We start from the raw sequence: 25,328 nt of genomic DNA, 5'->3' as shown, positions 1-25,328 counted from the left end.
AAGATAGCGCACTGTCCCCGATCCGAAGCGAAGGAAACGTCATGCGCACCCTGGCCCTGAGTTTGTCCTGCCTGCTGCTGCTCACCGCCTGCGGGGGCGAACCTGCGCCCGCGGCCACTCCCGTTGCCGCCGAACGAACCGCCGCCGATCAAGCTGCGGTGGCCGCCGAGCTCAACACCTTGCTGGCCGACTGGCACGAGGCCGAGCTCGAGGCCAACCCGATCATGGCCACCGCCCTGGGCGACCTGCGCTACAACGACCAGCTGCCCGACTTCTTCTCGGCAAGCTTCCGCGAACAGGCCGAAGCGCGCGAGCGCGACTTCCTCGGCCGCGTCCAGCGCCTGGACCGAGATGCCCTGGCCGGCCAGGACCGGCTCAGCTACGACGTCTTCGTCAGCGACCGCACTCTTTCGCTGGAAGGCAATCGTTTCCCCGGCTGGATGCTGCCGGTGAACCAGATGAACAACTACGGCAGCTTCTTCGCCCAGCTTGGCTCGGGAAAGAGCCTGCAGCCCTTCCGCGAGGTCAAGCACTACGACGACTTCCTGGCGCGCATCGCCGCCTTCCCGGCCATCAACCAAAGCGCCATGGCCAACATGCGCGAAGGCATGGCCCAGGGCGTGGTGCAGCCCCGTCCGGTGGTCGAGAAGTCCATCCCGCAGTTCGCGGCGCACGTCGTCAAGCGCGCCGAGGACAGCGTGTTCTGGGGGCCGATCGCCAGCATGCCCGACGACTTTCCGGCCGACGAACGCGAACGCCTTACCGCCGCCTACCGCGCGGCGATCATGGGCACCGTGGTGCCGGAATACGCCGCCATGCGCGACTTCCTGCGCGACCATTACCTGCCGGCCGCGCGCGAAGGCGTGGGCATGATGCACCTGCCCGACGGCAAGGACTGGTACGCCTACAGCGTGCGTACCCAGACCACCACCGACCTGTCGCCGGAAGAAATCCACCAGTTCGGCCTGGACGAAGTGGCGCGCATCCTTGCCGAAATGAACGCCGTTCGCGAACAGGTCGGCTTCGAAGGCGACCTGCCGGCCTTCTTCCGCCACTTGCAGACCGACGACCGCTTCTACTTCAAGACACCCGAAGAAGCGCTGCAGGCGTATCGCGACGTGCAGGCGAAGATCAACCCGGCGCTGCCGAAGCTGTTCGACATCTTCCCCAAGGCCGACTACGAAGTGCGCGAAGTCGAAGCCTTCCGCGCCGAATCCTCGGCCGGCGCGTCCTACATGGCCGGCACGCCGGACGGGTCGCGGCCGGGCGTGTTCTACCTCAACACCTTCAACCTGCGCGCCCAGCCCAACTTCCTGGTCGAAACCCTGTCCATCCACGAAGCCTCGCCGGGCCACCACTTCCAGGTGTCGATCCAGCAGGAACTCGAATCCCTGCCGGCCTTCCGCCGCTTCGGCGGCTACACCGCCTACGCCGAAGGCTGGGCGCTTTACGCCGAATCGCTGGGCAAGGAAATGGGCCTGTTCACCGACCCCTACCAATGGTACGGCCGCCTGAGCGACGAACAGCTGCGCGCCATGCGCCTGGTGGTGGACACCGGCCTGCACTACTACGGCTGGAGCCGCGAGCAGGCGATCGACTACATGCTGCAGAACTCGTCCATGGCCGAGTCCGACGTCGTGGCCGAAGTCGAGCGCTACATCGTGATGCCCGGCCAGGCACTTTCCTACAAGATCGGGCAGCGGGTCATCCGCGAGCTGCGCGACGAGGCCGAAGCCGAGCTGGGCGAAGACTTCGACGTGCGCGCCTTCCATCGCCAGGTGCTGGCCGACGGTGCGCTGCCCATGGGCGTGCTGCAGACCAAGGTCCGCGAGTGGATCGCCAGCGAAAAGGCCGCCCGCGCCGGCTGACCGGCGCACCGCATGGCTGCCTTCGACGCCTTCGCGCTGATCCTGGCGATGCTGGCCCTGGGGCTGGTGTTCCAGCGCCTGCGCCTGTTCCCGGACAGCGCGCCGGAGGTCTTGAACAAGGTGGTGCTGTACGTGTGCCTGCCCGCGGCGGTGCTGCGCTACGCGCCGCGGCTGGAACTGGGGCCCGAGGTGATCGCGGTGGCCGCGGTGCCCTGGGCGCTGCTCGGCGCCACCGTGCTGGCGGTCTCCGGGGTGACCCGGCTGCTGAAGCTGCGCCGCGACCAGCACGCGGTGCTGTTGCTGTGCGTGGCGCTGGGCAACACCAGCTTCCTGGGCTATCCGCTGGTGCGCGCGCTGCTGGGCGAAGACGCCTTGCCGTATGCGGTGATCTACGACCAGTTCGGCGCCTTCCTCATTCTTTCCACCTTCGGTCTGTACGTGCTGGCGCGCTACGGCGGCGACGCCGAACCGACCTGGCGCGACATCGCGCGGCGCATCGCCACCTTCCCGCCTTTCCTGGCGCTGGTGTTCGGCCTGACGCTGATGCCGGTGAATCCGCCGGACTGGATCGCCGGCGGCCTGCAGCGCCTCGCCGATGCCTTGCTGCCGCTGGTGGTGCTGGCGATTGGTCTGGGCCTGAAGCTGAAGCTGCCGCGCGACGAACTCAAGCCGCTGGCGGCGGGCCTGGCGCTGAAACTGCTGGTGATGCCGGTGCTGGCGCTGCTGCTGGTGGTTTGGCTTCCGATGGACGCCGTCGCTGCCGACACCGCCGTGCTTGAATCCGCGATGCCACCGATGATCACCGCCGCCGCGTTGGCGATATCGCACCGATTGGCGCCCAGCCTCGCCTCGGCGCTGGTGGGCTATGGCATCCTGTTTTCACTCGCCACGCTGCCGGCGTGGGCGTGGTTGTTGACCAACCTCCCGTAGGAGCGGCCTCAGCCGCGAAGCTCTTCGCCACCGGAGAACACATGTTCAAGTACCTCACGCTTGCTTTGCTCGTTCTGATTGGCCCGGCCGCCGCCCAGACCCGGGATCCCGAAGCCGCCAACATCGACGCACGCATCCAGCTGGCGGCCGCCAATGCGCAGGGCGATGCCATCTCCGATGCCGTCCTTGCCAGGGCGACCGACATGCAGCGAGGCTACGGGGCGGTCGACGACATCGATCCCGCGCTCCTGCAGGACCTGCAGGCCGCGCATGGAAAGCTGCAGGCGCGCACCGAGGCGATGATGCGAAAGGAGCCCGTGCTGCTCGCCACCTTCAGCGGCTGCTTCTGGAGATGGGAGGTTCCGGCTCGCTGCGAGGGTGTTCGTGAGGACCTGGCGGAACTGGCCGGCGACAATGCCTACCACCACTTCGTGCTCATGGCCGATGCCGGTCGTCGCGAGGACGACGCGGCTTTCGCCCGCCATGCGCTGAATGTCGCCGCGGCCACGGAGTACAGGCCGGATTTCCAGCAGGTTTTCGCCAGCTTGAATCATCGCTATCGGCAAGTTCCCGATATGCTTTGGATGCATGAAGAAAACACCTACGGCGCAGCGGCATCCGGTGTCCATGCAATGGCCCTCGCCGCCGCCGTCGCGCTCCCGGCCTACCAGCAGTTCATGAATGCCTGCCGGGACAGCGAGGGTGAAAGACGCGAACTTTGCCTGCTCGTGGCCCGCCGGCTGGCCGCGGAAAGCCCGGTCGTGATGGATCGAATGATCGGCTTCGCATTGCTGGAAAAGAAGGGCGATGCCCGGGACCAGGCCCAGGCGCTTGAGTGGAAGCGCGAGGTGGACTGGCTGACTCAGGGCGTGGTGGGGTATGAAGAAGAGCTGAGCCCCGAGCAATTCAACACCTATTTCGACCTGTTCTCGACCCAGGGCGAGATCGCCGCGATGATCTACGCCAACCAGGTCAGGGGTCGCCCTGTCGAGCCGCCGGCCGACTGGCAGCCTTGACCACCGCTCCTACAGGTAGCTAGTCCGCCGGCACCGTGCGCCCACTCGCCCAGGCGCGCAGGGCGTTCACCTGTTCGGCCATCAGCACGCTCAGCGGGCGGGTGGCCCCGACTTCGGCAACCACGCGTGCTTCGTCCACCGGCACGCCGTCGGCGTGGGCGGCGTAGAGCGCGCTGACGACGGCCTGTTCGATTTCCGCGCCTGAAAAACCGTCGGCGGCGGTGGCCAGCGTGTCCAGGGAAAAACCTTCCCAGTCCACTTCGCGCTTTTCCAGGTGCAGGCGGAAAATTTCCGCCCGGGCGGCGTGGTCGGGCAGGTCGACGAAGAAGATTTCGTCGAAGCGGCCCTTGCGCAGCAGTTCCGGCGGCAGGTCGTTCACCGCGTTGGCAGTGGCGACCAGGAACACCTTGGACTTGCGCTCGGCCATCCAGGTCAGGAAATAGCCCAGCACGCGGCGGGACACGCCGCCGTCTTCGCTGCTGCCGGAGGCGGCCAGGCCCTTCTCGAGTTCGTCTATCCACAGCACGCAGGGTGAAAGCTGTTCGGCCGAGGTCAGCGCGTCGCGCAGGTTCTTTTCGGTTTCGCCGTGGTACTTGTTGTACAGGGTGCCGAAATCCAGCCGCACCAGCGGCACGCCGAAACCGCCGGCCACCGCCTTGGCCGCCAGCGACTTGCCGCAGCCCTGCACGCCCAGCAGCAGCATGCCCTTGGGCGGGTCCAGGCCCGGCGGCAGCTTGTCGGCGGTGAAGGCGGTGCGGCGCTGGTTCACCCAGGCCTTCAGGCGCGCCAGCCCGGCGACGTCGGCGAACTGCGCGGTGTCGTATTCGAAGTGCAGGTGGCCGGACTTGTTCAGCATTTCGAACTTGAGCTTGGCCAGCTCCGGCAGGTCGCCGGCGTGCAGCGCGCCATCGTTGAAGATCAGGTGCCGCGCCAGTCGCCGCGCTTCGGTCAGCGACAGCCCGCGCAGGTTGCGCACGATGGCCTTGAGCGCGTCCTGGTCGACCTCGACGCGCCGGCCGCCGTGTTCGCGCATGTACAGGGCGGCTTCGTCCTTGACGGCCTTGAGCAGCGCGTTTTCGTCGGGCAGGCGCAGCGAGAAGCGCACGGCATGGTGCTCGAGGTCGGGCGGCAGTTCGATCTTCGCGCCCACCAGCACCAGGGTGTGGCCGAGGCTGCCGCGGCGTTCCATGGTTTCGCGCAGCAGGCGCTGGGTGGTGGCGTAGCCCAGGTAGGGGTGGAAATCGAGCAGCAGGCAGATGCTGCGCTGGTCCAGGTCGCGGATGGTCCGCAGGGTGGTGGTGGCGTCGGGCGAGGCGATCGGCGCGTCTTCGCCGTCCAGGTCCACCCGGCGCAGGCCTTCGGTGATCGACCAGTGGTACAGCGGCCGCCAGATGTTCATCAGCAGGTGCCGGAACAGGTCCACCACGCGCGGCTCGTCGGGGGTCTCGATGACGATCAGCGCCGTATTGGCGCGCACCAGCGAGGTCAGGTCCTGCAACTCACTCATCCAGCCGTCCTTGAAATGGGGTCAGAGAACATTAACGTTTAAAACGCCCGCTATGATGCCCGCACCCGGGAGCCAACGCGTGTTTCAAACGTTAATGTTCTCCGACCCCATTTGCAGGAGCTGGCGGGCGATGGCGGTGCCGGCTTCGCGGCCGTCGAACACGGCGGTCACCACCAGGTCGGCGCCGCGCACGTTGTCGCCGCCGGCGAACACCTTCGGGTGCGAGGTGGCGCCGGCCGGGCCGCGGGTGGCGACGTGGCCGCGGGCGTCGAGTTCGATGCCGATGCCCTGCCACCAGGGCGCCGGGCTGGCGCGGAAGCCGAAGGACTGGATGACCACGTCGGCGGCGATGGTTTCTTCGCTGCCCGGCACCACCTCGAGCGAGCCGGCCCGGCCGCTGCCGGCGCGGGTGGCGGCCAGGCGCACGCCGGTCACGGCCGCGCCGCCCTCGATGGCCAGGGGCTGGCGGTGGAACATGAAATGCACGCCCTCGGCGCGCGCGTGCTTCACCTCGCGCGCCGAGCCGGGCATGTCGGCTTCGCCGCGGCGGTAGGCGCAGGTGACCTGGGCCGCGCCCAGGCGCACGGCCGAACGCACGCAGTCCATCGCGGTGTCACCGCCGCCGAGCACCAGCACGCGCCGGCCGGCCAGGGCGAAGTGCACGTCGCCCTCGTGTTTTTCGCCGCGCTGCCGGCGTGCGTTGGCCACCAGGAAGGGCAGGGCCGAGAGCACGCCGGGAAGCTCCTGCCCCGGCAGGCCGGCATCCACGGGGGTGGTGGCGCCGGTGCCCAGGAACAGCGCGTCGTGGTCGCGCAGCAATTCGGCGCCCAGCGCCGCGTCCACGTCCACGCCCAGGTGGAAGCGCACGCCCATGCCTTCGAGCACCTCGCGGCGCACGTCCATCACCGACTTCTCCAGCTTGAAGGCGGGGATGCCGTAGCTGAGCAGGCCGCCGATCTGGGCGTGCCGGTCGAACACGTGCGCCTGGATGCCGGCGCGCGCCAGCCGGTCGGCGCAGGCCAGGCCGGCCGGGCCGGCGCCGATCACCGCCACGCTTTTCCCGCTGGGCCGCACCGCCGACAGGTCGGGGCGCCAGCCTTGCCGGAAGGCTTCGTCAACGATGTATTTCTCGATCGCGCCGATGGTCACCGCCTCGAAGCCGGTGTGCAGGGTGCAGTCGCCTTCGCACAGGCGGTCCTGCGGGCAGACCCGGCCGCAGACTTCCGGCAGCGGGTTGGTGGAATGCGCCAGCTCCGCGGCTTCGAACAGCCGGCCCTCGCGCACCAGCGCCAGCCAGTCCGGGATCGGGTTGTGCACCGGGCACTTCCACTCGCAGTAGGGGTTGCCGCAGTCCAGGCAGCGCGCGCCCTGTTCGGCGGCGCCTTCGGCTTCGAAGCCGGCGTGGATTTCCTGCCAGCCCAGCACGCGTACCTTGGCCGGCAGCTCGCGCGGCATGCGCCGCGGCACCTCCAGGAACTGGAAGGGCCGGGCCTTCATGCCGCCCGCCGCAGGTCGTCGGCCAGCTGTTCGAGCGACGCGGCCTTGGGTTTGACCAGCCAGAACTTGCCGGCGACGTCGCGGAAGTCTTCCAGCAGGCGCGTCGCCCAGGGGCTGCCGGTGTGGGCGGCGTGGTCGCGCAGCAGGCAGCGCAGGTGGTGGCGATGGTGTTCCATGCCTTCGGGCGTGATGCGGTTCACGTCCACCAGTTCATGGTTGTAGCGGTCGACGAAATCCCGGTCCAGGTCGAGCACGTAGGCCAGGCCGCCGGTGAAGCCAGCGCCGAAGTTCAGCCCGGTGCGGCCCAGCACCGCCACCACGCCGCCGGTCATGTATTCGCAGCCGTGGTCGCCGACGCCTTCGACCACCGCCAGCGCGCCGGAATTGCGCACAGCGAAACGCTCGCCCGCGCGGCCCGCGCCGTACAGTTCGCCGCCGGTGGCGCCATAAAGGCAGGTATTGCCCATGATCGCGGCCTCGTGGGCCACGTAGCGCGCGCCCGGCGGCGGTCGCAGCACGATGCGGCCGCCGGCCATGCCCTTGCCGACGTAATCGTTGGCGTCGCCGGTCAGGTCGATGACCAGGCCACCGGCGTTCCAGGCGCCCAGGCTTTGTCCGGCGTGGCCGGAAAGCCGCAGGTGCAGCGGCGCGTCGGCCATGCCCTGGTTGCCGTGCAGGCGGGCGATTTCGCCCGACAGCCGCGCGCCGAGGCTGCGGTCGCGGTTGCGCACGCCGAAGTGGAACTCGCCGCCGGCGCCGGCGGCGAGTGCGGCGCGGGTCTCCTCGAGCATGCGGGTCGCCAGTTCGCCGGTGTCGCGCGGGCGATTGCGCGCCTGCTGGTTGTGGCGGGCCGCGTCGCCGTCGCCCGTGGCCGCCTGCAGCACCGGGCCCAGGTCGATGCGGCGCTGGCGCGGCGTATCGCCGGGCAAGCGCTCGAGCAGGTCGGTGCGGCCGATCAGGTCCTCCAGCCGCGCCACGCCCAGCCGCGCCAGCCACTGGCGCACGTCGTCGGCGACGAAGCGGAAGAAGTTCATGGCCATTTCCGGCAGACCGATGAAGTGGTTCGCGCGCAGGCGCGGGTCCTGGGTGGCGACGCCGGTGGCGCAGTTGTTCAGGTGGCAGATGCGCAGGTAGCGACAGCCCAGCGCCACCATCGGCGTGGTGCCGAAGCCGAAACTTTCGGCGCCCAGGATCGCCGCCTTCACCACGTCCCGCCCGGTCTTGAGCCCGCCGTCCACCTGCAGGCGCACGCGCCCGCGCAGGTGGTTCAGGCGCAGCGTCTGCTGCACCTCGGCCAGGCCCAGTTCCCAGGGCGTGCCGGCGTGGTGGATGGACGACAGCGGCGACGCGCCGGTGCCGCCGTCGTGGCCGGAAACGGTGATCAGGTCGGCGTAGGCCTTGGCCACGCCAGCGGCAATCGTGCCGATGCCGGCGTGCGAGACCAGCTTCACCGACACCAGCGCGGCCGGGTTGATTTCCTTGAGGTCGAAGATCAGCTGGGCCAGGTCTTCGATGGAATAGATGTCGTGGTGCGGCGGCGGCGAAATAAGACCGATGCCCGGGCGCGCGTGGCGCAGCGCGGCGATGGTGGCGTTGACCTTGTGGCCGGGCAGCTGGCCGCCTTCGCCGGGTTTCGCACCCTGGGCGATCTTGATCTGCAGCACCTCGGCATTGACCAGGTATTCGGGCGTCACGCCGAAGCGGCCGGACGCGACCTGCTTGATCTTGCTGCGCTTTTCGGTGCCGTGGCGCGCGGGGTCTTCGCCGCCTTCGCCGGAGTTCGAGCGCCCGCCCAGGCGGTTCATGGCGATCGCCAGCGCCTCGTGCGCTTCCGGCGACAGCGCGCCCAGCGACATGCCGGCCGAATCAAAGCGCGCCAGGATGGCTTCGGTGGGTTCGACGGCATCGAGCGGCAGCGGCGTGTCCGCTTCGCGCAGCTGCAGCAGGTCGCGCAGCGCCGCCGGGGCGCGGCCGTCCACGTGCGCCGCGTACCGGCGGTAGTCGGCGATGTCGCCGCTGCGCACGGCCTGCTGCAGGCTGTTGATGACGTCCGGGTTGAACATGTGGCTTTCGCCGCCGACCACCAGCTTGTGCCGGCCACCCGGCGCCAGTTCCGCCGCCGGCGACGCGGCCAGGGTCGCCAGCTCGCGCGCTTCGGCTTCCAGTTCGGCGAAGCCCGCGCCCTGGATCCGGCTGGGTACGCCGGGGAAACACAGGGCCACGACTTCGTCGGCCAGGCCGACGATTTCGAACAGCTGGGCGCCGCGATAGCTGGCGATGGTGCTGATGCCCATCTTCGACAGGATCTTCAGCAGCCCCTTCTTGATGCCGCGCCGGTAGCTGCGGCCCAGTTCGGCCGGTGCGTTGCCGATCTTGCCGGCGACCACGCCCGAACGCCCCAGCGCGGCGATGGTCTGGTAGGCCAGGTAGGGATACACCGCCGTCGCGCCCACGCCCACCAGGCAGGCGATGGCGTGCGCGCCGCGGGCGGCGCCGGTTTCCACCACCACGTTGGCGCGGCAGCGAAGGCCGGTGGCGACCAGGTGGTGGTGCACCGCACCGGTGGCCAGCAGCGCCGGCACCACGGCCTGGCCGGGTTCGGGGTAGCGGTCGGTCAGCAGCACCAGCGTCGCGCCGGCGCGCACCGCGGCTTCGGCTTCGTCTCGGATTCGATGCAGTGCCTGTTGCAGTGATTCATCCGCGGCCATGTTGAGCTTCAGCAGGGTGTGCGACCCGGCGAAACGCGGCATCGCCAGCAGCTGGCGCAGCTTGCGCTGGCTCAGCACCGGCGAGTTCAGCAGCACCTGCACGGCGTTGCCGGGCGTGTCTTCGAAGACATTGCCTTCCGGGCCCATCTGGGTGGCCAGCGACATCACCACCTCTTCGCGCAGCGGGTCGATCGGCGGGTTGGTGACCTGGGCGAAGGCCTGGCGGAAGTAGTCGTGCACCGGCCGGATGAAGTGCGACATCACCGCCAGCGGCGTGTCGTCGCCCATCGAGCCGGTGGCTTCCTGTTCGGTTTCGGCCAGCACGCGCAGTTCGGATTCGCGTTCTTCGCGGGTCAGCTGGAACAGCACCTGGAAGCGCCGCAGCGTCGCCGGGTCCATCGGTTCGGCCGCCAGCGAGGGATCGACCAGGCTGGTGGACAGGTATTCGACGCCCTGCTTGAGCCAGGCCTTGTAGGGCGCGCGCGCCTTGTTGATGGCGTCGATGTCCTCGTTGCCCAGCAGCCGGCCGCGGGCGAAGTCCACCGCCAGCATCTCGCCCGGGCCCAGCCGGCCGCGCGCCACCACCGATCCGTCGGGCACGTCGCAAACGCCGGTTTCCGAGGCCACCACCAGCATCTGGTCGTCGGTGAGCAGCCAGCGCGCCGGCCGCAGGCCGTTGCGGTCGAGCGTGCAGGCGGCGTAGTGCGAATCGCACATCACGATGCCGGCCGGGCCGTCCCAGGGGTCGCTCGACAGCCCGTGGTATTCGTAGAACGCTGCCAGGTCCGGGTCCTTGTACTCCAGCGACGAGGTGGCCGGCGGCACCAGCAGGCGCATCGCCTGCAGCAGGTCCATGCCGCCCATCAGCAGCAGTTCGAGCATGTTGTCCAGGCTCTGCGAATCCGAACCGTGCAGCGACACCAGTGGCTGCAGTTCATTCAGGTCGAAATGCGGCGTGCGCCAGTGCGCCGCGCGGGCCAGGGCCCAGCAGCGGTTGCCGGCGATGGTGTTGATCTCGCCGTTGTGCGCCAGCACCCGGAACGGCTGCGCCAGGGCCCAGGCCGGCGCGGTATTGGTGGAAAAACGCTGGTGGAAAACCACCGCCGAACTGGCCAGGTCGGGCCGCGCCAGGTCGGGGAACAGGGACGGCAGCGCCGCCGGCAGCACCATGGCCTTGTAGGCCAGGGTCGCCGCCGACAGGCTGGCGACATAAAAGCCCGGCTGCCCGGACAGGGCGCGTTCGGCCGTGCGCCGGGCCAGGAAGAGCCTGCGTTCGAAAGCCGCGGCGTCGGTGTCGGCGGGTGCATGCACGAAGACCTGGGCCAGCCGCGGCAGCCCGCGCCGGGCCACCTCGCCGCAGGCCGCGTGGTCCACCGGCACGTCCCGCCAGCCGGCCACGGCCAGGCCCCGGGCCTGCAGGGCCCCGGCCAGCGCCTGGCGGCAGCGTTCATCGCCGGCATCGTCGTCGGGCAGGAAGACCAGGCCGCAGGCATCGCCGGTCCGCCAGGCCAGGCCGGCTTCGCCCGCAATCGCAGCCAGGAAGGTGCCGGGGCGGCGCAGCAGCAGGCCGCAGCCGTCGCCGCTGCGGCCGTCGGCGGCCACGGCGCCGCGGTGGGTCAGCCGGTCCAGCGCCACCAGCGCCGCGTCCACGATCGCCCGCTGCGGGCGGTCGTCGAGCCGCGCCACCAGGCCGAAGCCGCAGCTGTCGTGCTCGAACGCCGGGGAATACAGCCCCGGGGCTGGCGATGTGGTCATGCGCCCCCCGCGGAAACCGATGGATTCCTTCAACCTCACACACTCGTCTAGAGTTTCTGCTCGGCCGCCGTTCCCAGGCCGTGCCGGCCGGGGTAGAGTGGACCTTCGTCCCGCAGCGGAGTCCCGTTGATGCGCACGATCCTGGTCGCGAGTTCGAAAGGCGGCGCCGGCAAGTCCACGGTCGCCACCAACCTGGCCGCGTATTTCGCGCTCGATGGCAAGGCCACGGCCATCCTCGACGCCGACAAGCAGAAATCCTCCACCCACTGGTGCGAAAAGCGCGCCCACCTCGATTCCGCCGTGCTGCCGATCGACGGCTGCCGGCGCAACTGGGACAAGGGCCTGCCCGACGGCATCGCCCGGCTGGTGGTCGACGCCCCCGCCGGCGCCATGGGCGACGACCTCAAGGACTTCCTCGACCGCGCCGACGCCGTGGTGGTGCCCGTATTGCCCTCGGCGATCGATATCGAGGCCACCGTGCCCTTCCTCGACAGCCTGGTCACCCACCCGCGGGTGAAGAAGGGCAAGCTTCCCGTGGGCCTGGTCGGCAACCGGCTCAAGCCCTGGACCAGCGCTTCCCAGCAGGCCATGGCCCAGCTGCAGGCCTGGCCCTACCCGCTGGTGGCCCAGCTGCGCGACACCCAGGCCTACGTGCTGCTGGCCGGCCTGGGCAAATCCGTATTCGACTACCACTCCGAGCAGGTGCGAAGCCATCAGGATGACTGGGCTCCGCTGCTGCGCTGGCTCAAGAAAGCCCTCTGACCGACAAGGACCGTCATGCGCGAACTGATCCTGCTGCGCCACGCCCACGCTGAACCGCCCGCCCCGGGCCAGGACGACCTGGACCGCCCGCTGTCCCTGCAGGGGCAGGCCGAAGCCGAGGCCGCCGGCCGCTGGCTCAAGGAACACGGCTACCTGCCCGACCGCGTGCTGGTCTCGCCCGCCCGCCGCACCCGGGAAACCTGCGAGACGGTCATGGCCTCGCTGGGCTACTTCGAGTGCCGGCAGGAAGACCGCATCTACGACGCCACCCCGGGCCGGCTCATCCAGGTCGCCGACGAAAACAGCGACGTCGCCCGGCTGCTGATGATCGGCCACAACCCGGGTTTCGAGCAGCTGGCCGCCCTGCTGGCCTCGGGCCAGTCCGGCGATTTCCGCGGCATGCCCGCCGGTGGCGTGGCCGTGCTGACCCTGCCCGACGAGGGCGCGCTGGAACCGGGCATCGCCCGCATCGCCGCCTTCTGGTGGCCCTGAAGCAATGAAGCCCGGCCCGGCCGGTGCCGGCCTGGCCCTGGTGGCCGGTCTGTGGCTGCCCGGCTGGTCGCTGGCGATCGGCGGCGAAGACTCACCGCTTATCGACCCCGCCACCTCGCGCGCCGGCATCGTGGTGGACCTGCGCCTGGGTGGCCGCGTCCGGGGCGACTTCCAGGCCCTGGAAGGACGCATAGACCGGCTCGAGGACGAGCGCCTGCAGGTGTCGGTGCGCCTGGATGCCCGCAGCCTGGAACTCGACGGACCGGCCTGGATGGGCCGTTCGATGCGCTCGGAAAAGTTCCTGGACGTCCAGGCCCACCGCTGGATCCACTTCCGCTCCGAACCCTTCGCGCCGGCCCTGGTGCGCGACGGCGGCACCCTGGCCGGCACCGTCGAACTGCGCGGCGTCGCCCGCCCGGTGGCCTTCCAGGTGGCGCCCTCGGCCTGCGAAGCGCCCGGCTACGACTGCGACATCCCGGTGGCCGGCCAGGTCAGCCGGCGCGACTTCGGCATGGAGGCCTACCGGGTCTGGCTGCGCGACGAGGTAGGCTTCGACTTCCACGTCCGCCTCCGGCAACCCTGAGACCCCATGTCCCCCCGCCTGGCCCTGCCGCTGCTCCTGGTCCTGCTCGCCTCCGGCTGCTCCACGCTCAGCCGCGCCGACCTGCGTGCCTCCACCGCCATCGTCGAAGCCGGCCACGCCGCGGCCAGCGACTGCCGTGACGGCGCCGACCCGGCCTGCCGCCCGGTCGCCTCGCCGCTGCTGGCCCTGGGCGGGCAGGCGGTGGCGGCGTCCACCGACGAGGCGCCGCGCCACCACGTCACGATGCTCGACCGCGGCCAGGATGCCCTGATCGCCCGGCTGCACCTGATCCGCGCCGCGCGCGAAAGCATCGACCTGCAAAGCTTCATCTACGACGTCGATGATTCGGGCCTGCTGGTGCTGGAAGAACTGCTGGCCGCCGCCCGCCGCGGCGTGCGGGTGCGGCTGCTGCTCGACCAGCTCTACGGCCTGCCCGACCCCGGCCTGCAGGCCGCGCTGGCCGGTTCCCACCCCAACTTCGAGCTGCGCCTGTACAACCCCACCTTCGGCGAAGCCAAGACCCAACCGCTGCAGTACGCCGCCGGCATCGTCTGCTGCTTCCGAAAGTTCAACCGGCGCATGCACACCAAGCTGCTGCTGGTGGACGGCACGGTCGGGGTCACCGGAGGGCGCAACATCCAGGACCGCTATTTCGACTGGGGCGAAAGCTACAACTACCGCGACCGCGACATCCTGGTGGCCGGCCCGATCGCCGCGGCCATGAAGGAAAACTTCGAGGCCTTCTGGACCTTCGAACAAAGCCACCCGGCGCATACGCTAAAGGACGTCGCCGAACGCCTGATCCGCGGCGACGGGGTGCCCGCGCACCGCCTGCTCGACCCGGCCCGCGAGCGCTCGCCGCGGGTGCTGGCCATGGCTCAGGCCGTCACCGACGGCGCCGCCGTGTACGAACGCCTGGCACCGCTGACGCTGCCGGTGGGCCGGGTCGAGTTCTTCGCCGACCTGCCGCAGAAGCACACCGGCGACCAGCCCGCGCACGAGGACGCTTCGCGCGCCATGCGCGACCTGGTCGACGCCACCCGCGGCGAACTGGTCATGCAGACGCCCTACCTGGTGCTGTCGCGGCCGGCACGCAAGCTGTTTCGCGAGATGCACGCGCGCGCCGACGCGCCCGAGGTCATCGTCTCGACCAATTCGCTGGCCGCCACCGACGCCTTCCCCGTCTACGCGATGAGCCACAAGTACAAGCGCCTGTACCTGCGCGAACTGGGTTTCCAGATCTTCGAGTACAAGCCCTATCCGGAGGACGCGCCGATCGACATCGCGGCCACCGGGGTCCTGGGCCCCCGCCAGGCCGCGCTGCCGATCTTCGGTTCCGGTTCGGCCGGCTCGGCGTCCGGGCCGGTGCCGCTCAAGCGCGCCGGGGTGCGGGTCGGCCTGCACGCCAAGTCCATCGTCGTGGACGACCGCATCGGCGTGGTCGGCAGCCACAATTTCGACCCGCGTTCGGACAATCTCAACACCGAGTCCATGGTGGTGGTGCACGACCGCCAGTTCGCCGCGGCGCTGCGCGCCAGCATCGAACGCGACATGGTCCCGGCGAACGCCTGGACCATCGCCCGCCAGGAAAAGCCGCCCGTCTTCTCGGGCCTGAACTACAGCCTGGGCAAACTTTCGGAAAAGCTGCCGATCTTCGACATCTGGCCCTTTCCCTACGCCAGCAGCTTCGAGCTGCGCGAGGGCTGCAACCCGCTGCCGCCGGGCGATCCCCGGTTTTACGCGTGTTACGAGGACGTCGGCGCCTTCCCGGAGGTCGACCTGCCCCTGAAAACGGTCTACACGCGCATCATGACGGCCTTTGGCGCCGGGCTGGTCCCCATCCTCTAGCCCGTCCGCCGGCCTGGCCGGATTCGCCGGGCACCGCGTTCGATTGACGCTGCCTGCAGCCCGGCCTAGGCTGCGCGTTCCTGTAAACGTCTGCCGGAATCGCCCGCATGCCCCTTTCGATCAGCTTCGAACTCTCCGACCGCGACCTCGCCCACTTCACGAAGGCCATGGAATCGGCGCGCGCTTCGGCCGGCAACAAGTCCGCCGACGAAATCATCAACGCCGCGGCCGGGCTGCTCAAGGGCGCCGACATCGGCGACCTGCCGGACTTCATCAACGAGCGCCTGGACCGCCTGGACGCGATGATCGCCATGCTGCGCGACGACGGCTGGCACCTGCCGGAAGAAGACAAGCAGCGCGTGCTGTCGGCCCTGGTCTATTTCGCCGACCCGGCCGACGTCATCCCGGACAACGTGCCGGTGCTGGGCTACTTCGACGACGCCATCGCCATCGAAATGTGCGTCAAGGACCTCAAGCACGAGCTCGCCGCCTACGACGAATTCTGCGAATTCCGCCAGGGCGAGGCCGAGCGCCGCGGCCTGGACCCGGCCAAGGCCGGCCGCGCCGACTGGCTCGAAGCCCGCCGCGACGAACTCGTGGACCGCATGCACCGCCGCCGCAACCGCGAGCTGGGCGGCGGTTACGGCGACAGCTCGGGTTACGCGCGCCGCGGCTACACCTCGGCCTACCGCCCGGGCATGCTGCGCGTCCGCTGATCCGCGCGTGCACGACCCGTTCCGCCAGCGGCCCGGCGTCGATGCCCTCAACGCCCTGTTGCCCGGCACCGCGCCGGGCAACCTGGGCATCGTGCTGACCGAGCACGGCCCCGACTTCCTGCGCGCCACCATGCCGGTGGACGAGCGCACCAAACAGCCCTTCGGCCTGCTGCACGGCGGCGCCTCGGTGCTGCTGGCCGAAACCCTGGCCAGCCTGGGCGGCTACCTGTGCCTGGCGCCCGACGCGGGCCAGCAGCTGGCGGGCCTGGAAATCAACGCCAACCACCTCAAGGCCGTCACCGAGGGCGAGGTGACCGGCACCGCGCGCCCGATCCACCTGGGCCGCGCCACCCAGGTCTGGGAAATCCGCATCGAAGACGCCAAGGGCCGGCTGGTCTGCATTTCCCGCATGACCGGCGCCGTCATCGGTCGCTGAACGCCGCGTACCCCGGCGTCGGGTGTGGCCGGGCCTGTGTTGCGGCACAATGCCGGCAATGTCCGCAATCACTGAAGCGACCCGCCCGTCGCGCGACTGGCGCCGGCCGCTGCGCTACCTCTGGCGAATCCCGTTCCTGCTGCTGCACCTGCTGGTGGGGCTGCCGATAACGCTGCTGCTGATCAATCCGGTCAGCGCGCGCATCGACGTGCGCGGCGAACGCCTCGACCACCTGGCCGTGCGCCTGTGGTCGGGCCTGCTGATGCGGGTCTTCGGCTTCCGCCTGCGCCGCTACGGCACGCCGCTGCCGGGCGCGGTGATGTTCGTGGCCAACCACGTCAGCTGGATGGACATCGAACTGATGCACAGCCAGCGCATGATGGGTTTCGTGGCCAAGGCCGAGATCGCGCGCTGGCCGCTGGTGGGCTGGCTGGCCAGCCGCGGCGGCACCATCTACCACCACCGCGGCAGCAACGATTCCCTGCACGGCGTGATGCACCAGATGGTGCAGCGGCTGGAACAGGGCCTGTCGGTGGGCGTGTTCCCCGAAGGCCGCACCACGCGCGGCGACGCCATCGCGACCTTCCACGCGCGCATCTTCCAGCCGGCGGTGCTGGCCGGCGTGCCGGCGCAGCCGGTGGCGCTCAAGTACGGCCTGCGCGGCAGCGCCCAGACCATCGTCGCCTTCGGCGAGCGCGAGAACTTCTTCCAGAACTTCGTGCGCCTGCTTGGCGAGCCGGGTCGGGTCGCGGAAGTGCACTTCCTCGAGCCGGTGGCCGCCAGCGAAGACGGCCGGCGGCGCATGGCCGACACCTGCCGCGAGCGCATCATCGCGGCCATGGCGGGCTGAGGCGCATGACCCGGTCGGTTGGCTACCGCCCGCCGCGCTGGCTGCGCAACCCGCACCTGCAGTCGCTGCTGGGCTCGACCACCCTGCGCCGCGCCGCCGGCGAACGCGCCATGCGCCGGCTGGGCGCGGTCACCACCGAACACCTGGTCGAAGTCGAAGACGGGGTTCGCCTGCAGGGGTTCCACAGCGCCCTGCCGGGCCGCGACCCGCGCGGCCTGGTGCTGCTGCTGCACGGCTGGGAAGGCAGCGCCGACTCGAGCTACATGCGCCACACCGCCGCGACCATGCTGGCGCGCGGTTTCGACGTGTTCCGGCTCAACTTCCGCGACCACGGCGACACCCACCACCTCAATCCCGACCTGTTCCATTCCTGCCGCCTGGCCGAAGTGGTGCAGGCGGCGGCCGAGGTGTCCCGGCGTTTCCCGTCCCGGCCGCTGCTGGCGGCGGGCTATTCGCTGGGCGGCAACTTCGCGCTGCGCCTGGCGCTGGCGGCCCCGGGCGCCGGCGTGCCGCTGGTGCACGCCGCGGCCGTGTGCCCGGCCATCGACCCGGCGGCGGTGCTGCGCACGCTCGAAGGCGGGCCGCGCTTCTACCACTGGTACTTCATGAAGAAGTGGCGGCGGTCGCTGCAGCGCAAGCGCCAGCTTTTCCCGGAACTGCACGACTTCGGCGACGACGTGCTGGCCATGGACATGCGCGCGCTGACCGGCTGGATGGTCAAGCGCCACACCACCTTGGCCGGCATCGACGACTATTTCGAAGGGTATTCAGTGTCCGGCGGGCGCCTGGCCGCCCTGCAGGTGCCGGTCAGCGTGCTGGCCGCGGCCGACGACCCGGTCATTCCCGTGGACGGTTTCCCCGGCCTGCAGCTGCCGGCCCATTCGCGGCTGGAAATCGCCGATTTCGGCGGCCACTGCGGCTTCCTCGAGGGCCTGCACCTGGGCGGCTATGGCGAACGCTGGGTGGCCGACCGGCTGGAAGCCGCGGCCCGGGAGGCCGGGGCGGCTACAATGGTCGTTTCCGCGCCTGCCTGAAGACTCCCACATGATCGTCGACATCATCGAAGCCATGCGCCGCGGCGACATCGCCGCCGCGCTGGCCGCCGCCCGCGACACCCTCGCCGCCGAGCCCGACAACGCCTCCGCCCACCACCTGCTGGGCGTGTGCCTGCAGCAGAAGGGCGACCCGGCCGGCGCCCGCCAGGCCTTCGAGCGTGCGCTGGAACTGGGCCCCGACATCGCCGCCCACCACTTCAGCCTGGCCACCCAGAAGCTGGCCGAAGGCGACGCCGCCGGCGCCATCCGCGGCCTCAAGGAAGCCCTGGTGCTGGACCCGAACCAGCTGGGCGCCTACGTGCTGCTGGCCCACCTGGCCCTGGGCCGGGGCGACCAGGCCGAGGCCGAGCGCAACCTGCGCCTGGCCCAGCGCGTGAACGCCGAACACCCGCAGGTGCGCGTCATCGAAGGGTATGTCGCCCAGGCCCAGGGTGACGGCGACAAGGCGCTGAAGTGTTTCACCGCCGCCGCCGAAGCCGACCCCAACCTCGCCGCCGCCCAGCTGGCCCTGGGCCAGGCCTACCTGTCGCGCGGCATGTGGCCCTTCGCCGAACAGGCGCTGGCCAACGCCCTGCGCCTGGACAACTCGCGTGCCCCGACCACGCTGCGCGCGCTGGTCGAAGCCCGCCGCCGCCAGGGCAAGGCCGAAGAAACCCTGGCCACCCTGGACGAGCTGATCGCCGTGGCGCCGGCCGACCCGATGGCCCGCGTTCTGCGCTCGGAGCTGCTGATCGAATACGGCCGCGAAGCCGATGCCGTGGCCGACCTGTGCGCCGTGCTCGACGCCCACCCGACCCAGGCCCCGGTGCTGGGCCAGGCCGTGGCGCTGCTGGTGCGCAGCGGCCGCCCGGACGAAGCCAAGGTCCGCGCCGAAGCCGCGCTGGAAAAGGCCCCCGACCAGGACGAGCTGTGGAAGGTGCGCCTGAACGTGGCCGGCATGCTGGGCGAAGAAGCCAAGCCGGTGCTCGACCGCTGGCACACGGCGATGCCGCAGTCGGCGGCCTGCCTGGAAATGCTGTGCGGTTACCACGACGCCCAGGGCCAGCACGAACAGGCCGGTCAGTACGCCGACCAGGCGCTGGCCATCAATCCCGATCTCTACGCCGCCAACCTGTACAAGCTGCGCGCCGAATTCCGCGACGACCCGGCGCTGTCGCTGACCCGGGCCGAGCGCCTGCTGCCGCAGGCCAAGGACGGCCCGGCCCGGCGAAGCCTGCTGGGCTGGCGCGGCCTGTCGCTTGATGCGTTGGGCCGCCATGCCGACGCCGCCGAAGTTTGGCGGGAAATGGTGCGCCACCCGTTGCCCGGCCAGGTCCTGCCGCCGCCGGCGGTGCCGGCCGATGAAGCGCCCGCGGGCAAGATCGACGGCCTGCTGCTGTGGTCGCCGCCGGGCGTGCGCGCCGAATTCGTGCTGCGCCAGGCCAAGGCCCAGCTGGGCCCGAAGCTGCGCCTGGACCGCATCGGCAGCGAAGCCGACGGCGACGGCTACGGCCTGCGCCGCCGCGCTCCGGGCCACCCGGAAGCGGGCACCGCCGCGCGCTGGGAAAGTTCGCTGCGCGCGGCGGGCCTGGACCCGGCCGAGTCCCGCGACTGGCTGCCGCACGTGGACGCATACACCTTCGCCACCCTCGGCGGGGCCAAGGTGCTGGTGCTGCTGACCGACCCGCGTGATGCGCTGCTGAACTGGATGCTGCACGGCAGCCTGCAGAACTATCACTTCCTGCCGGAAATCGGCCGCTCGGCGCAGTGGCTGGCGGCGGTGCTCGAGGCCGTGGCCGACGAGGCCGAAGTTTCCGGCCGCGTCGACCTGGTGCGCCTGGACGTGGATGCGGGCGAAGCCGCCCAGCGCATCGAACAGGCCCTGGGCCTGGAAAGCCCGCTGCCGGGCGTGTTCGGCCCCGGCCAGCGCCTGCCCGCGGGCCATTGGCGCCACTACCGCGAAAGCCTGGCCGAAGAGTTCGCCCTGCTCGCGCCGGTGGCCGCGCGCCTGGGCTACCCGGCGGAATAAACCCTTGCCGCGGGCGCTCAGCCGCCCGCCGGCAGGCCCAGCAGCAGCGCCCCGCCCAGGCCGATGCGATACCAGGCAAAGGGCGTGAAGCGGTGGTTGGCGATATAGGCCAGCAGCCAGCGCACGGCGGCGAAGCCGGTGATCGTTGCGGCGACGAAGGCCACGGCCAGGCTGGCCCAGTCCTCGTCGCCGGCCTCGCCTTCGAGCACCGTTTCCATCAGCGCATAGCCGCTGGCCGCGAACATGGTGGGAATGCCCACCAGGAATACGAATTCCGCCGCCGCCGGCTTGCGGTTCAGGCCCAGCAGCATGGCCATGAAGATCGCCGCCGCCGAGCGCGAGGTGCCGGGGAAGACGCCGGCCAGCACCTGGGCCAGGCCCACGGCCACAACGATCGCCCAGGTCACCTGGCTGCTGGGCGGGCCGCGTTCACCCAGGCGTTCGGCCACCAGCATCCAGACGCCGCCGATCACCAGCGCCCAGGCCACGGGCGTCACCGTTTCCGGCAGCTCCCAGCCCAGCAGCCGCACGGGCAGGCCGACCGCGGCCGTCACCGCAAACGCGGCCAGGATCTTGAGCAGGTAGTCGCGTTCCTCCGGCTGCCGCCAGCCGGTGGCCAGGGCCAGCAGGCGTTCGCGGTAGACCAGGGTGATCGCCAGGATCGCGCCGGCCTGGATGCTGATGTTGAACAGGTCCGAACGCGCGCCCAGCCAGTGCTGGGCGATGAGCAGGTGGCCGGTGCTGGAAATCGGCAGGAATTCGGTCAGGCCCTCGATGATGCCTAGCAGCAGGGCGGTCAGCAGGTCGGTCACGGCGGTCCGGATGGTCTTGGAAGCGCCCAAGCATACCCGGCACGCCGCGCCAGCCTGTAGGCGCGCCTGAAAGCGTTCCCGCAGGGACCGAATGCACGCATTCGGGGAAATGGCCCGTCATTCCGCACCATGAAGGTGCTCGACCCTCTTGCTGTTGCGACCCCCGGCCAACAGAATCAATGGCTTGGCGCGCACGCAGGCTTGGCACGCCGCTTGCAACTTCCTGGACGGACCCAAACCCGCCAGGAAACCTTTCCATGCCCTACAGCCACATCGAAAAGCTCATCAAGGACCACGACATCGAATTCGTGGACCTGCGTTTCACCGACGTGCGCGGCGTGCAGCACCACGTCACCTACCCGGTTTCGATCGTCGAGCCGGCGCTGTTCGAGGACGGCAAGATGTTCGACGGCAGCTCGATCTCGGGCTGGAAGGGCATCAACGAGTCGGACATGGTGCTGCTGCCGGATCCGGAAACCGCGCTGGTCGATCCCTTCACCGCCGACCCGACCATCATCCTGGTCTGCGACGTGCTCGACCCGGCCACCATGCAGGGTTATTCGCGCTGCCCGCGCGGCGTCGCCAAGCGCGCCGAGGCCTACCTCAAGGCCAGCGGCGTCGCCGACCAGGCCTTCTTCGGCCCCGAGCCCGAGTTCTTCATCTTCGATTCGGTGCGCTGGGCCAATGAAATGGGCAACACCTTCTTCGAGATCGAATCCGAGGAAGCCCACTGGAACAGCAAGAAGAAGTACGAAGGCGGCAACACCGGCTACCGTCCGGGCCTGAAGGGCGGCTACTTCCCGGTCGCGCCCACCGACACCCTGCACGACATCCGCGCCGAGATGTGCAAGGTGCTCACCGAAGCCGGCATCGAAGTCGAAGTGCACCACCACGAAGTGGCCAACGCCGGCCAGTGCGAGATCGGCACGAAGTTCAATTCGCTGGTGAAGAAGGCCGACGAACTGCTGACGATGAAGTACATCATCAAGAACGTCGCCCACCGCAACGGCAAGACCGCCACCTTCATGCCCAAGCCGCTGGTCGGCGACAACGGCAGCGGCATGCACGTGCACCAGTCGCTGGCCAAGGGCGGCAACAACCTGTTCACCGGCGACGGCTACGGCGGCCTTAGCCAGATGGCGCTGTGGTACATCGGCGGCGTGTTCAAGCACGCCCGCGCCATCAACGCCTTCACCAACTCGGGCACCAACAGCTACAAGCGCCTGGTGCCGGGTTTCGAAGCGCCGGTGATGCTGGCCTATTCGGCCCGCAACCGCTCGGCCTCGTGCCGGATCCCGTACGTGTCGAACCCGAAGGCGCGCCGCATCGAAATGCGCTTCCCGGACCCGATCCAGTCGGGCTACCTCACCTTCACCGCGCTGATGATGGCCGGCCTGGACGGCATCAAGAACAAGATCGACCCGGGCGCGCCCAGCGACAAGGACCTGTACGACCTGCCGCCGGAAGAAGAGAAGAACATCCCGACCGTCTGCCACAGCCTCGACCAGGCGCTGGAAGCCCTGGACAAGGACCGCGAGTTCCTCAAGGCCGGCGGCGTGATGACCGACGACTTCATCGACGGCTACATCGCCCTGAAAATGCAGGAAGTGACCAAGTTCCGCGCGGCCACGCACCCGCTGGAATACCAGATGTACTACGGCGTCTGAGTCTTCGGACAAGACGCGTTGCGAACGACGGCCCGGGGAAACCCGGGCCGTTTGTTTTGCAGCCAGCCTGGCGGCGACAGCGACAGCGACGGCGTCTGTGCCTGGGCGCCATGCCCGGCTACCATCGGGAAAACCCCCGGCGAAGATTCCCCATGATGAAGTGGCTCAAGAACTCCCTGCTCGTTGGCCTGGTCCTGGCCATCGGCTATCTGGTTGCCGTGCAGGTGCTGCGCTGGATCGCCTTCGGCGAGGAGGAGCGCGAAGCGCTGGCGCTGATGGAAGTCGAGGTCCCCGCGCCGGCGGGGACCAGTGGCTTCAAGTACCTGGCCTTCAGCGGCCGGGACATCCCCGCCGCGGAACTCGACCAGGCGCTGGCCCGCGACCTGGCGGCCTACCGCGACTGGCACGCCGGTTGGGGCGCGCGCCTGCTCGACGACGGCATCCAGGCCAGCGTGGCCGATCCCGAGTACTTCGATTCGCCGGTGGCCGCGACCTATCCCGAGCGCCCGAAGGTCGACGCGCCCGCCGTGGCCTGCGGCCTGCGCGAAACCGACTGCCTGGGCAAGCTGCGCGGGCACGAGGACGACATCCGCGCCTGGCTGCAGGCCGAGGCCGCGCGCCTGGCCCTGGCCGAGCAGGCCCTGCGGTCGGACCACCTCGACAATCCCTACCCGCCGGCCATGGATTCGCCGATCGCCGCGTTCCAGATGCTTCGTTTGCCGGTCAACGACATCGCGCTGCAGGCGCTGGACGGCGACGTGGCCGGGGCGACCGTGCGCGCCTGCGACCTGCTGGCCGCCGAGCGGCGCTTCCTGCGCCAGGACGGCCAGCTGATCGACAAGATGGTGCACGGCTCGCTGGTCGACGGCGCCGCCGGCTTGTTGCTGGGCCTGCGCCGCCTGGCACCGGAGGCACCCCTGCCCGAAAACTGCGCGGCAGCGACGGGCCCGGTGGCCGCGGAGGATTTCCTGGCCTGCGGTGCGTTCCGGAAGGAGTACGCCACGGTCGCCAGCCTCTCGACCGCCATGCACGAGGCCACCAGCGACAGCTGGAACCCCCTGCACTGGCTGTCGCGCTGGGCGCTCAGCGACGACCGCCTGATGCGCGCCTGGTCCGCCAGGCACTTCGCGCCGATGTGCCGGCCCGAAGGTATCGCGGGCATCCTCGAAGGCCGGGTGCCGGACGCGCCCGGGTTCGCCTACGACCCGTTGTCGGTCGATTTCTGGGCCGCCCCGATCAGCCACATCTTGTCGGCCATCGCCGCGCCGGCCTACGGCCAGTACCAGGACCGCCTGCTCGACCAGGCCGCCAGCCTGCGCCTGCACCTGGCCGCGATCGCCGCGGTGGGCGGGGAAATGCCGGCCGCGCAGGTGCCCATGGCCGCGGCGTCGCCCGGCTATGACATCACCGTCCAGGACGGTCACTGGGTGCTGCCGCTGCGCCGGGCAAATGCCCAGGCCGCGCCAGAGCTGAGGATCGCGATCCCCGCCGCGCAGGAATAGCGCGATGCGCATGCGAAACGGAATCCGGAAGTGAAGGAGAACGCCGTGGCCCGCTGGACCAAGTATCTGTTCGTGGCCGTGCTCCTGCTGGTCGTCGGCTACGTGCTGACGGTGCAGGTGTTGCGCTGGGTCGCCTACGGCGAAGATGAGCAGGACGCTGTCGCCCTGATGCGCCAGGTGCCATCGCCGCCTACTGGAGAGAGTGGCTTCAAGTACCTCGCCTACGCTGGCAAGGACGCGCCGGACGAGGCGCTCGGCGCAGCGCTGGACGCCGATGTGGCGGCCTTCGCGGAGTACCATGAGCGCTACGCCGAACGCCTTGTCGACGGCAGCGGTATAGCGATGGAGCCACCGGCCACGCCGGGCGCCGACAGTCTGCCCAGCCTCGCCCCCGTGCCGACGCCCGAATTCGCCTGCGACTTCAGCCAGGAAGACTGTGTCACTGCGCTGCGCGGTCACGAAAACGCCGCCCGCGCCTGGTTGGACGCGGCCGCGCCGCGCACCCGTCGTGTCGAACAGGCGCTGGCCTCGAATCACCTGGCAAACCCCTACGCCTTGAATGCCGCCATGCCGTTCCCGGGCTACCAGCAACTGAGCCTCCCGCTCAACGAAATCGCGTTGCAGGCGCTGGAAGGTGACGTGCCCAATGCCCGGCCTCGCGCTTGCTTCCTGCTGGCCAATGCGCGAAGGCACCTTCGGAACGACGGCTTCCTGATCGACAAACTGGTGTTCGCTTCGCTCGCCCAAGGCGCATCAGACTTGCTGCTTCGCGTGCACAGTCTCGATCCCTCGGCACCTCTACCCGATGAATGCGGCGCGGCTATTGCGCCGGTGGACATCAACGATTTCCAGGTCTGCAATGCCTTGCGCAGCGAGTTCGCAATGATGTCCGAATTCTCCCGGCAGATGGACGAGGCCAATGACGGTTGGCGCACGCCCACGCGATGGGTGTTCACCAGCCACAGGCTGCAGGACGGGTGGACGGCCACCCACCTGGCGCCTTTCTGCACTACGGAGGGCCAGGCCGCCATTGCCCGGGGTGAAGTCCCCGCTTTCCGGGCAGGTGACTACGACTCCATCGATTCCTGGGCTGCGCCGCTCAGCTACAGCATCGCGTCCATGGGCTACCCGGCCTACGGCGACTACCAGCAGCGACTGCTCGACCACTTCCATGCGCTGCGGGGCAATCTGGAGGCTATCGCCCGGATCGAAGCGCCTGCACCGGGGCCGAAAGCCGCCGACTAATCCCGCCCTCCGGGCCGCTTGCAGCGGGACAGTCGACTGTGCATACTGTGCATAACACAGCAGCACAGTTA

At 69.8% G+C, this 25,328-nt stretch carries 19 protein-coding genes; 15 read left to right on the top strand and 4 right to left on the bottom strand.

What is annotated here, in order from left to right; translation table 11 throughout:
- The first annotated feature begins 41 nt into the window (after positions 1–41).
- The 3 genes from IEX13_RS09490 to IEX13_RS09480 are packed head-to-tail and all read left to right on the top strand — an operon-like array spanning position 42 to position 3,814.
- Positions 42–1,868 carry a DUF885 domain-containing protein gene (locus tag IEX13_RS09490; protein WP_188663523.1) on the top strand — a complete coding sequence of 609 codons (1,827 nt, stop codon included), beginning with the start codon at positions 42–44 and terminating at the stop codon, positions 1,866–1,868.
- A gap of 12 nt (positions 1,869–1,880) precedes the next feature.
- Positions 1,881–2,798, top strand: a complete 918-nt coding sequence (locus IEX13_RS09485) for an AEC family transporter (RefSeq protein WP_188663521.1) — start codon at positions 1,881–1,883, stop codon at positions 2,796–2,798.
- A 41-nt stretch (positions 2,799–2,839) separates the two neighbouring features.
- Positions 2,840–3,814: a hypothetical protein gene (locus IEX13_RS09480; protein WP_188663519.1), complete on the top strand. Its 975-nt coding sequence runs from the start codon at positions 2,840–2,842 to the stop codon at positions 3,812–3,814.
- Positions 3,815–3,833: 19 nt separating this feature from the next.
- On the opposite strand, the gene IEX13_RS09475 is transcribed toward IEX13_RS09480, so the two are convergent.
- The 3 genes from IEX13_RS09475 to gltB form a co-directional block, all read right to left on the bottom strand.
- A complete protein-coding gene (locus IEX13_RS09475) occupies positions 3,834–5,321 on the bottom strand; it encodes an AAA family ATPase (protein WP_188663517.1) in 1,488 nt (495 codons plus the stop codon).
- An 84-nt stretch (positions 5,322–5,405) separates the two neighbouring features.
- Positions 5,406–6,818 carry a glutamate synthase subunit beta gene (locus IEX13_RS09470; RefSeq protein WP_188663514.1) on the bottom strand — a complete coding sequence of 471 codons (1,413 nt, stop codon included), beginning with the start codon at positions 6,816–6,818 and terminating at the stop codon, positions 5,406–5,408.
- Positions 6,815–11,281 (bottom strand): glutamate synthase large subunit, encoded by a 4,467-nt coding sequence (gene gltB, locus IEX13_RS09465; RefSeq protein WP_188663512.1) that lies wholly within the window; start codon positions 11,279–11,281, stop codon positions 6,815–6,817. Before gltB ends, IEX13_RS09470 begins: the two co-directional genes overlap by 4 nt.
- A 129-nt stretch (positions 11,282–11,410) precedes the next feature.
- Between gltB and IEX13_RS09460 the strand changes: the two genes are divergently transcribed.
- The 9 genes from IEX13_RS09460 to IEX13_RS09420 all read left to right on the top strand — a co-directional run bounded on the left by IEX13_RS09460 (position 11,411) and on the right by IEX13_RS09420 (position 20,031).
- Entirely contained in the window at positions 11,411–12,043 is a 633-nt protein-coding gene (locus IEX13_RS09460; protein ID WP_188663510.1) for a ParA family protein, read from the top strand.
- 15 nt (positions 12,044–12,058) lie between these two features.
- A complete protein-coding gene (locus tag IEX13_RS09455) occupies positions 12,059–12,535 on the top strand; it encodes a SixA phosphatase family protein (RefSeq protein WP_188663508.1) in 477 nt (158 codons plus the stop codon).
- A 4-nt stretch (positions 12,536–12,539) separates the two neighbouring features.
- Positions 12,540–13,118 carry a YceI family protein gene (locus IEX13_RS09450; RefSeq protein ID WP_188663506.1) on the top strand — a complete coding sequence of 193 codons (579 nt, stop codon included), beginning with the start codon at positions 12,540–12,542 and terminating at the stop codon, positions 13,116–13,118.
- Positions 13,119–13,124: 6 nt separating this feature from the next.
- A complete protein-coding gene (locus tag IEX13_RS09445) occupies positions 13,125–14,966 on the top strand; it encodes a phospholipase D-like domain-containing protein (protein WP_188663504.1) in 1,842 nt (613 codons plus the stop codon).
- Between the two features lie 107 nt (positions 14,967–15,073).
- On the top strand, positions 15,074–15,682 hold the full coding sequence (locus tag IEX13_RS09440; protein ID WP_188663503.1) for a YkvA family protein: 609 nt from the start codon (positions 15,074–15,076) through the stop codon (positions 15,680–15,682).
- Between the two features lie 7 nt (positions 15,683–15,689).
- Complete coding sequence (locus IEX13_RS09435; RefSeq protein ID WP_188663502.1) at positions 15,690–16,118, top strand: hotdog fold thioesterase; 429 nt, start codon at positions 15,690–15,692, stop codon at positions 16,116–16,118.
- 58 nt (positions 16,119–16,176) lie between these two features.
- A complete protein-coding gene (locus IEX13_RS09430; RefSeq protein WP_188663501.1) occupies positions 16,177–16,968 on the top strand; it encodes a lysophospholipid acyltransferase family protein in 792 nt (263 codons plus the stop codon).
- A 5-nt stretch (positions 16,969–16,973) separates the two neighbouring features.
- The gene (locus IEX13_RS09425; RefSeq protein WP_188663500.1) at positions 16,974–18,002 is read left to right on the top strand and encodes a YheT family hydrolase; all 1,029 of its coding nucleotides are present in this window, start codon (positions 16,974–16,976) and stop codon (positions 18,000–18,002) included.
- Between the two features lie 10 nt (positions 18,003–18,012).
- On the top strand, positions 18,013–20,031 hold the full coding sequence (locus IEX13_RS09420) for a tetratricopeptide repeat protein (protein WP_188663499.1): 2,019 nt from the start codon (positions 18,013–18,015) through the stop codon (positions 20,029–20,031).
- A gap of 17 nt (positions 20,032–20,048) precedes the next feature.
- Here IEX13_RS09420 and IEX13_RS09415 read toward each other — a convergent pair whose 3' ends face one another.
- Positions 20,049–20,843: an undecaprenyl-diphosphate phosphatase gene (locus tag IEX13_RS09415; RefSeq protein WP_188663498.1), complete on the bottom strand. Its 795-nt coding sequence runs from the start codon at positions 20,841–20,843 to the stop codon at positions 20,049–20,051.
- Positions 20,844–21,100: 257 nt separating this feature from the next.
- On the opposite strand from IEX13_RS09415, the gene glnA reads away from it, so the two are divergent.
- The 3 genes from glnA to IEX13_RS09400 all read left to right on the top strand — a co-directional run bounded on the left by glnA (position 21,101) and on the right by IEX13_RS09400 (position 25,257).
- Positions 21,101–22,510, top strand: a complete 1,410-nt coding sequence (gene glnA, locus IEX13_RS09410) for a type I glutamate--ammonia ligase (protein WP_188663497.1) — start codon at positions 21,101–21,103, stop codon at positions 22,508–22,510.
- 155 nt (positions 22,511–22,665) lie between these two features.
- On the top strand, positions 22,666–24,012 hold the full coding sequence (locus IEX13_RS09405) for a hypothetical protein (protein WP_188663496.1): 1,347 nt from the start codon (positions 22,666–22,668) through the stop codon (positions 24,010–24,012).
- 45 nt (positions 24,013–24,057) lie between these two features.
- Complete coding sequence (locus tag IEX13_RS09400) at positions 24,058–25,257, top strand: hypothetical protein (RefSeq protein ID WP_188663495.1); 1,200 nt, start codon at positions 24,058–24,060, stop codon at positions 25,255–25,257.
- Positions 25,258–25,328 lie beyond the last annotated feature (71 nt).

Source organism: Arenimonas soli (assembly GCF_014643775.1).
GTDB classification, from domain to species: Bacteria; Pseudomonadota; Gammaproteobacteria; order Xanthomonadales; family Xanthomonadaceae; genus Arenimonas; species Arenimonas soli.
The sequence above is the reverse complement of the archived record's forward strand: the minus strand, read 5'-3'. Positions and strand labels throughout refer to the sequence as shown.

Excerpts from the sequence above, each read along its gene's own strand:
- IEX13_RS09490 (WP_188663523.1), top strand. The coding sequence starts at position 42 with ATGCGCACCCTGGCCCTGAGTTTGTCCTGCCTGCTGCTGCTCACCGCC.
- IEX13_RS09485 (WP_188663521.1), top strand. The coding sequence starts at position 1,881 with ATGGCTGCCTTCGACGCCTTCGCGCTGATCCTGGCGATGCTGGCCCTG.
- IEX13_RS09480 (WP_188663519.1), top strand. The coding sequence starts at position 2,840 with ATGTTCAAGTACCTCACGCTTGCTTTGCTCGTTCTGATTGGCCCGGCC.
- IEX13_RS09475 (WP_188663517.1), bottom strand. The coding sequence starts at position 5,321 with ATGAGTGAGTTGCAGGACCTGACCTCGCTGGTGCGCGCCAATACGGCG.
- IEX13_RS09470 (WP_188663514.1), bottom strand. The coding sequence starts at position 6,818 with ATGAAGGCCCGGCCCTTCCAGTTCCTGGAGGTGCCGCGGCGCATGCCG.
- gltB (WP_188663512.1), bottom strand. The coding sequence starts at position 11,281 with ATGACCACATCGCCAGCCCCGGGGCTGTATTCCCCGGCGTTCGAGCAC.
- IEX13_RS09460 (WP_188663510.1), top strand. The coding sequence starts at position 11,411 with ATGCGCACGATCCTGGTCGCGAGTTCGAAAGGCGGCGCCGGCAAGTCC.
- IEX13_RS09455 (WP_188663508.1), top strand. The coding sequence starts at position 12,059 with ATGCGCGAACTGATCCTGCTGCGCCACGCCCACGCTGAACCGCCCGCC.
- IEX13_RS09450 (WP_188663506.1), top strand. The coding sequence starts at position 12,540 with ATGAAGCCCGGCCCGGCCGGTGCCGGCCTGGCCCTGGTGGCCGGTCTG.
- IEX13_RS09445 (WP_188663504.1), top strand. The coding sequence starts at position 13,125 with ATGTCCCCCCGCCTGGCCCTGCCGCTGCTCCTGGTCCTGCTCGCCTCC.
- IEX13_RS09440 (WP_188663503.1), top strand. The coding sequence starts at position 15,074 with ATGCCCCTTTCGATCAGCTTCGAACTCTCCGACCGCGACCTCGCCCAC.
- IEX13_RS09430 (WP_188663501.1), top strand. The coding sequence starts at position 16,177 with ATGTCCGCAATCACTGAAGCGACCCGCCCGTCGCGCGACTGGCGCCGG.
- IEX13_RS09425 (WP_188663500.1), top strand. The coding sequence starts at position 16,974 with ATGACCCGGTCGGTTGGCTACCGCCCGCCGCGCTGGCTGCGCAACCCG.
- IEX13_RS09420 (WP_188663499.1), top strand. The coding sequence starts at position 18,013 with ATGATCGTCGACATCATCGAAGCCATGCGCCGCGGCGACATCGCCGCC.
- glnA (WP_188663497.1), top strand. The coding sequence starts at position 21,101 with ATGCCCTACAGCCACATCGAAAAGCTCATCAAGGACCACGACATCGAA.
- IEX13_RS09405 (WP_188663496.1), top strand. The coding sequence starts at position 22,666 with ATGAAGTGGCTCAAGAACTCCCTGCTCGTTGGCCTGGTCCTGGCCATC.